6 protein-coding genes are annotated in these 7,781 nt (G+C 40.2%); 2 read left to right on the forward strand and 4 right to left on the reverse strand.

From position 1 onward, the window contains the following. Window positions 1-115: 115 nt before the first annotated feature. The 3 genes from BTO11_RS16355 to pepA all read right to left on the reverse strand — a co-directional run bounded on the left by BTO11_RS16355 (window position 116) and on the right by pepA (window position 5,190). The gene (locus tag BTO11_RS16355; RefSeq protein WP_105053602.1) at window positions 116-2,977 is read right to left on the reverse strand and encodes a valine--tRNA ligase; all 2,862 of its coding nucleotides are present in this window, start codon (window positions 2,975-2,977) and stop codon (window positions 116-118) included. A gap of 131 nt (window positions 2,978-3,108) precedes the next feature. After that, window positions 3,109-3,582: a DNA polymerase III subunit chi gene (locus BTO11_RS16360; protein ID WP_105053603.1), complete on the reverse strand. Its 474-nt coding sequence runs from the start codon at window positions 3,580-3,582 to the stop codon at window positions 3,109-3,111. A 102-nt stretch (window positions 3,583-3,684) separates the two neighbouring features. Then, window positions 3,685-5,190: a leucyl aminopeptidase gene (gene pepA / locus BTO11_RS16365; protein ID WP_105053604.1), complete on the reverse strand. Its 1,506-nt coding sequence runs from the start codon at window positions 5,188-5,190 to the stop codon at window positions 3,685-3,687. Between the two features lie 238 nt (window positions 5,191-5,428). Here pepA and lptF point away from each other — a divergent pair, with 238 nt between their 5' ends. Together lptF and lptG are read left to right on the forward strand one after the other, a co-directional pair. Then, window positions 5,429-6,532: an LPS export ABC transporter permease LptF gene (lptF, locus tag BTO11_RS16370; protein WP_105053605.1), complete on the forward strand. Its 1,104-nt coding sequence runs from the start codon at window positions 5,429-5,431 to the stop codon at window positions 6,530-6,532. Between the two features lie 2 nt (window positions 6,533-6,534). Beyond that, a complete protein-coding gene (gene lptG / locus BTO11_RS16375; protein ID WP_105053606.1) occupies window positions 6,535-7,611 on the forward strand; it encodes an LPS export ABC transporter permease LptG in 1,077 nt (358 codons plus the stop codon). A 79-nt stretch (window positions 7,612-7,690) separates the two neighbouring features. On the opposite strand, the gene BTO11_RS16735 is transcribed toward lptG, so the two are convergent. Next, window positions 7,691-7,771 carry an IS3 family transposase gene (locus tag BTO11_RS16735; RefSeq protein ID WP_373295161.1) on the reverse strand — a complete coding sequence of 27 codons (81 nt, stop codon included), beginning with the start codon at window positions 7,769-7,771 and terminating at the stop codon, window positions 7,691-7,693. Between the last annotated feature and the right edge of the window lie 10 nt (window positions 7,772-7,781).

The following is a 7,781-nucleotide window of genomic DNA, read 5'->3' on the forward strand; positions in this document are numbered from 1 at the left end:
AGGCTTTTCTATTAAAAAAAAACGCTAAAAGATTGCTCTTTTAGCGTTTTTTTTACGTCTTACTAAATTAAAAATCTAGTAAGCTGCCAATTGAATAAATTGTGAATAGTCGCGATTAAATTGCTTCAATCTCTGCGTACTGTTCTTTCAATTTATTAACTGTTTGTTGGAACTCAGCCATTTTAGCTTGTTCTTTTTCAATAACTGCCGGTGGCGCATTACTTACAAACTTCTCGTTAGATAACTTACCAGATACACGTTGCAACTCTTGGTTGGCTTTTTCCATTGCTTTAGTTAAACGTGATAACTCAGCGTCTTTGTCAATTAAACCTGCCATTGGAATAAGCACATCCATTGCACCAACTAAACCTGATGCAGATGCTGGTGCTTTTTCGCCGTCGGCTAACACATTAATTGTTTCTAATTTAGCTAACGCCATTAAGAATGATTGGTTGGCGGTTAAACGCTCAACATCTTGTGCTGATAAGTTACGTAACAATACGTTAATTGGTTTGTTTGGCGACAAGTCCATTTCACCACGTATGTTACGAATAACCAGAATAAACTGTTTTAACCATTCAACATCGGCAACCGCTTGTTCATCAACTAAGCCTGCATTATACGTTGGGTAAGCATTTAACATTATGCTTTCAGCGTCTGCTGTTAGCCCAGTTAATGGTTGTACGCGCTGCCAAATCGTTTCTGTAATGAATGGAATGATTGGGTGCATTAAACGTAACAGTGACTCCAATACCACAACCAATGTTTTACGAGTCGCACGTTGTTGAATTTCAGTACCACTTGTCATCACAGGTTTTGTTAGCTCTAAGTACCAACCGCAGAACTCGTTCCAGGTAAAGTCATACAAAGCGTTTGCTGCTAAATCAAAACGGTAAGCGTCCAAATGGCCACGTACAGTTTTAATGGTGTTTTGCATTTGCCCTTGGATCCAACGGTCCGCTAATGAATATTCTAATTCAGAGTCCGTGGCTGTTTTGCCACAATCAAACTCTTCTGTGTTCATTAATACGTAACGGCTAGCGTTCCATAGTTTGTTACAGAAGTTACGGTAACCTTCTAAACGTTTCATGTCCCAACTGATGTCTCGGCCAGTTGAAGCAAGCGCTGCTAAAGTGAAACGTAGTGCATCTGTTCCGCTAGTTTCCATTCCTTCTGGGAATTCTTTACGGGTACTTTTTTCAATTTTTGCAGCCATTTTAGGTTGCATCATGTTGCCAGTACGTTTTGCTACTAAGGTTTCTAATTCAATACCGTCAATAATATCTAATGGGTCAATTACGTTACCCTTAGATTTAGACATTTTGTCGCCGTTTTCGTCACGGATAAGCCCAGTAACGTAAACCGTTTTAAATGGAACTTGTGGTTTGCCTTCTTCATCTTTAATGAAGTGCATGGTCATCATGATCATACGGGCAACCCAGAAGAAAATAATGTCAAAGCCCGTTACCAATACATCGGTCGGGTGGAATTTTTTCAAGTCTTCTAAATTATCAGGCCAGCCTAATGTTGAGAATGTCCAAAGTGCAGACGAGAACCAAGTGTCTAATACGTCTTCGTCTTGACGTAATGTAACGTCGTCACCTAAACCATTAGCGGCACGCACTTCTGCTTCGTTGTTACCAACGTATACTTTGCCATTTTCGTCATACCAAGCTGGAATTCTGTGTCCCCACCAAAGTTGACGTGAAATACACCAATCTTGTAAGTCGCGCATCCAAGCAAAGTACATATTTTCATACTGCTTTGGCACAAACTGAATATCGCCATTTTCCACAGCTTCAGTGGCTACTTTCGCCATTGACTCAACACGTACATACCATTGGTCTGTCAGCATAGGTTCAATAACAACACCACCACGATCACCATAAGGAATGGTTAAGTCGTGTTCTTTAATTTCTTCTAGATTTCCGCTCTCGTCCATTGCTGCAACAACGGCTTTACGTGCTGCAAAACGTTCTAAACCTTGGAACTGTTCAGGCAAGTCTGCTGAATAAACATCACTTTCTTCGCCATTGGTATTAAATACTTGAGATTCTGTGCGAATGTGACCAGTGAAATTTAATACATTGATCATAGGTAAGTTGTTACGCTTGCCTACTTCATAGTCATTAAAGTCATGCGCTGGTGTGATTTTTACACAACCCGTACCTTTGTCCATATCAGCATGTTCATCGCCAATAATTGGAATTAAGCGACCAACAAGAGGCAAAACAATCGATTTACCAATTAAGTCTTTATAACGAGGATCTTCTGGATTTACCGCAACCGCAGTATCACCTAATAATGTTTCTGGGCGAGTGGTAGCAACGACCAAATAGTCTTTACCGTCTGCCGTTTTTTGACCGTCAGCTAAAGGATAACGGAAGTGCCACATGTGACCTTTTTTATCTTTATTCTCAACTTCTAAGTCAGAGATAGCCGTTTGTAACTTTGGATCCCAATTCACCAAACGTTTACCACGATAAATTAAATCGTCGTTATATAAATCGACAAATACTTTTTCAACGGCTTTTGATAACCCTGGATCCATTGTGAAACGTTCACGTTCCCAATCTACCGAGTTGCCTAAACGGCGCATTTGCTTGGTAATTGTGCCACCAGACTCGGCTTTCCAGTCCCAAATCTTTTCAATAAATTTTTCACGACCTAAATCTTTACGAGTAACGTCACCTTCTGCGGCTAACTGACGTTCAACAACCATTTGCGTTGCAATACCGGCATGGTCAGTTCCTACTTGCCACAATGTGTTGTAACCATCCATACGTTTATAACGCGTTAGAGTGTCCATAATTGTGTGTTGGAACGCGTGTCCCATGTGCAAGCTACCAGTGACATTTGGTGGTGGAATGACGATGCTATAACTGTCCCCTTTACCTGAAGGTTTAAAATGACCTTTAGATTCCCATTCTTCATACAAAGATTGTTCGATATCGGTTGGGTTATAAGTTGTTTCCATGATGGTTTTAGCCTTGAATTTCTGTAAAGATTAATTTGGTTTTGTATAATTTTTTCTGTTTATAACTTAGCTTTTTATAACTTGGTCTGTTTATGCTTAGCTGTTTATGCTTAGCTTTTTATAATCAAGCTTTAAACAATTGAATCTGGAATTTGATTGGTGGTTAAGTTAAACCCCGCCTGCTTGAGTAACTTGTATCTCTCTCTGGCTGCGGCTTTTCCTACATCGTCGTTTGGCACAAAGTCATGCCATTCATTCACGCCTTTTAACTTACCAACATAATCAGGTAGTGTTTGGCACATGTTAACAAAACAGCCACGTCTTTGCTGACTTGGTTCCCAATTTATTTCAACAGGTGAACCATAATGCGGGCCTTCACCGGGCAAGTTATGAGGGATAAATCTATCCGCTTCAAACTGCCATAACCAATCATCAACAATGTGAGCTTGGTCTTGGTTTTCGACCCCAATTAACAGTTTTTTATTTTGACGATATAAGTCAGCTGCTAACACGCAAGCATAATGAATGTGCGCCGTTACATTTGCCGCTTTGGCGTGAGCAGGCGCTTGTTGTTGATCTGATAATATCCAGAAAATTGCATTCATTAGTTATATTCGTTATCTATTAATTTATTTTAGATTTAAGCAGCAATCTTGTTACAACATCACTGCTTAATTACCGTTCTATTATTACTCGTTCATACCCGTCTACTGTTCTACCGAAATACCAGCACGGTTCATTAAGAACTGAGTCAACATTGGTACAGGACGGCCTGTTGAGCCTTTTTTAGCACCACCGCTTACCCATGCAGTTCCCGCAATATCTAAATGCGCCCAGTTATATTTCTTAGTAAATCTAGATAAGAAACAAGCCGCAGTAATTGTCCCTGCATCTCTACCACCTAAGTTACTAAAATCAGCAAATGGGCTATCTAACTGGTCTTGGTACTCATCCCATAACGGTAAACGCCATGCTCTGTCGCCACTTTGCTCAGACGCATTTAACAACTCATGAGCCAAAGGATTATGTGTACTTAACAAGCCAGATGCATGTTTGCCCAAAGCAACCACACAAGCACCTGTTAAGGTTGCAATATCAATAACCAATTCAGGGTCAAAACGTTCAACGTAAGTTAACGCATCACATAATACCAAACGGCCTTCTGCATCGGTATTTAATACTTCTACCGTTTTGCCAGACATAGTAGTTAATACATCACCAGGACGATACGCTTTACTGCCCGTCATGTTTTCACAACCAGCTAATACGCCAATTACATTAATTGGTAAGTCTAATTCTGCCAACGAACGCATGGTGCCTAAAACACCTGCTGCGCCACCCATGTCGTATTTCATCTCATCCATGCCTGCGGCAGGTTTAATGGAAATACCACCTGAGTCAAAGGTTAACCCTTTACCAACAAGCACAATTGGTGCTTCGTCCGTTTTGCCACCATTGTAATTAATGATGGTCATAATTGATTCGTTGTCACTACCACGGCCAACGGCTAAATAAGAATTCATGCCTAATGCAGCCATTTCTTCTTCGCCAACGGTTTGCACGGTTACTTTGTCGTAAGACTCTAACGACTTACCTTGCTCAGCTAAGTAAGCAGGGTTACAAATATTTGGTGGCATGTTAGCGACGTCACGACACAATTTTGCACCGTTTGAAATGGCTAAGCTATGCTCAATCGCACTTTCACCAAGTGGTAGTTCACGACGTGTAGGTACGTTAAATACCAATTTACGTAATGGACGACGCGCTTCATCTTTTTTACTTTTTAAGGCATTGAAGCTGTATAAGCTATCTAATGTTGCTTCAACCGCTTGTCTTACTTTCCAGTACGTATCACGACCTTTAACATGCATTTCTGTTAAGAAACACACTGACTCCATTGAGCCGGTATCGTTTAATGTGTCGATAGTTTTCTTGATGATCTGGCGGTACTGACGTTCGTTTAATTCACGTTCTTTACCACAACCTACCAATAATACACGTTCGCTTAGAACGTTTGGTACATGATGCAATAACAAAACTTGTCCAGGTTTGCCTTCAAGATCGCCACGACGTAATAAATTGCTGATGTAACCATCACTAATTTGGTCTAGTTGCTCAGCAATAGGAGAGAGTCTACGTGGTTCATAAACGCCAACGACGATACAAGCACTACGCTGTTTTTCCGGGCTGCCACTTTTAACACTGAATTCCATGATTTCTCCAATTGCGTTACGCTTTAATTATTTTTTTATTGTTTTTATTAAATTTTAATCGGCGATTGATGGATTTATCATTATAATAACTTCCATGCCTGTTATGATTAGGCCGCCAAAATTGTAACTAACTTATCAATATCTTAAGTATTACAAAATAGTTTTCTTATGAAAATAAGAAGTTTACTTATAAATTGGCAACATTCCAGTAAAAGTATAAGTTTTCTAAGGTTTATTTGTGATAATTCTGCGTTATTTAACCGCTGAAGTATTTAAGTCGCAGTTTGCGGTTTTTATAGTCTTCATGAGCATTTTTCTCAGTCAAACATTTGTCAAAGTATTGGCCGATGCTTCAGAGGGTAAAATACCAGGTTATCTTGTTGCCTCCATTATTGGACTGCGCTTTCCGCAACTTGCTGCCGTTATTTTACCGCTAAGTCTATTCTTGGGTGTAATGTTGGCTTATGGCCGACTTTACAGCGACCATGAAATGAGCGTATTAAAAGCTTGTGGCGTGTCCGAATGGTTCCTGACTCGTGTCACCTTAATTTATGCATTTATCTTAGCCATTGTTGCTGGCAGCGTTACTTTATACTTTGCTCCACTTGCCGCCGAATATGAATACCAGGTAAAAGAAGAAGCGGCATCTGAAGGTGTATTATCTACCTTATCGTCTGGCCGCTTTCAAAAAGCGGGCAGCGGAAACTCCGTCGTATTTGTCCACGACATTGAACGTAAAACCTCAATCATGAGAAAAGTATTTGTTGCCAAAACCAATGAAGATGGCGTTGATAACGTAGTTTATTCTGACACAGGCCGTGTTGTTGAATACGATTACGGTAAGCAAGATTTAGTCTTATCTGAAGGCCATAGATATTACATGGGCAAAGACAACACGTCACAACGACTCACCTTTTCTGAATACCAAATTCAATTACAAGATAAAGCCGTTGAAAAACGCAGTCGTAATTATGCCGCATTACCGACCTTTGAACTTGCTGAATCTACCGAATTAGAAGCTATTGCTGAATTTCAGTGGCGACTGGCTATTCCGCTTTCCATTCCAATTTTAGCTATGATCGCCGTACCACTTGCCTCAGTAAATCCAAGGCAAGGTCGCTTTGGTAAAATACTACCGGGACTTGGCATATTTTTTACTTATTACATCCTGTTAGTGTTAGCTAAGTCAGCCATTGAAGATGGCAATTTACCGACTCACATTGGCTTATGGTGGATTCATTTGCTCGGTTTAGTCACCGCCATGTTATTACTAATTCAAGATAGAAGCTCCGGCGGTTTAATAAGGCAGAAATGGCTACAACTAACAAGGAAAGGTGACTGATCATGTTTGGCATGTCTATGATTGACCGTTACATTGGTCGCACTGTATTAAGCTCTATTGGCGTTACCTTAGCAGTACTTGTTGGGATTAGTTCGCTCTTTAGATTTATCGACCAAGTTATGTATATTGGCCGTGGTGATTTTACTTTTTTAACTGCCGCCTTATTTACCTTGTATTCCGTACCACAAGACTTAGAAATATTTTTCCCAATGGCAGCCATGATAGGCGGGCTTGTTGGCTTAGGCTCAATGGCTAGTAATTCAGAACTAATTGTTATGCAAGCCGTTGGTATGTCTAAAGCCAATGTTGTTTCTGCGGTATTAAAGTCCAGTACCATTTTGATTGTGATCATGATGGTATTTTCAGAATGGGGCGTGCCGTACGCAACACAATCAGCCAAAGAACTGAAAACCCAAGCCGTTTCTGGCGGACAATTATACTCAGCCGAACAAGGCCTGTGGGCTAAAGATGGTGACGCCTTTATCAATATAAAAGAAGTTACCGAAGACGGTGAGTTAATTAATGTGACAGTTTTTGATTTTGATGACGAATTAAAACTGACCCAACAAATAAACGCTAAGTCCGCAATAATCAGCAATGGTAATTGGTTGTTGGATGACGTTGTAATTAGACACTGGAACAGCAATAAAATAGAAACGTCCAAGTTAGACTTATTACCTTGGCCAACGGACTTATCGCCTGAAAAACTTGGCGTAGTATCAGTAAAACCAGAACGTATGGCGGTGTCTGACCTCGTTGACTATTTACGTTATTTAAACAAAAACGAACAAAGCGCGAGCCGCTACGAGTTGGCTTTGTGGCGTAAGGTTTTCCAGCCACTTAATGTTGGCGTTATGTTGTTATTAGCTTTGTCGTTTATTTTTGGCCCACTGAGAAGTGTGACTATGGGCGCAAGAGTAATATTGGGAATACTGACAGGATTTTCGTTTTTCTTGTTTGATAAAATATTTGGCTCGGTTTCATTAATTTATGAAGTGCCAACTGTGATTGGGGCATTCACCCCAACCTTGTTATTTAGCTTAATAGCAGCGCGTTTATTGACTAAGAAGCAGAAGTAGCGCGAACGTAAGCTGTAAGCTGTAAGCTGTAAGCTGTAAGCAAAAAAGTTGATGTGACCTCGTAAAAGTAGACACGGGGTTAATTTAATTCTTCATATTGCATGGGACTCATATACCCTAGAGTGCCATGCCTTCTTACTGAGTTGTAATATTTTTCAATATAAAAACGA

Source organism: Psychrosphaera saromensis, assembly GCF_002954545.1.
Lineage (GTDB): Bacteria > Pseudomonadota > Gammaproteobacteria > Enterobacterales > Alteromonadaceae > Psychrosphaera > Psychrosphaera saromensis.

Coding starts and splice junctions, on each gene's coding strand:
- BTO11_RS16355 (WP_105053602.1), bottom strand. CDS start 2,977: ATGGAAACAACTTATAACCCAACCGATATCGAACAATCTTTGTATGAA.
- BTO11_RS16360 (WP_105053603.1), bottom strand. CDS start 3,582: ATGAATGCAATTTTCTGGATATTATCAGATCAACAACAAGCGCCTGCT.
- pepA (WP_105053604.1), bottom strand. CDS start 5,190: ATGGAATTCAGTGTTAAAAGTGGCAGCCCGGAAAAACAGCGTAGTGCT.
- lptG (WP_105053606.1), top strand. CDS start 6,535: ATGTTTGGCATGTCTATGATTGACCGTTACATTGGTCGCACTGTATTA.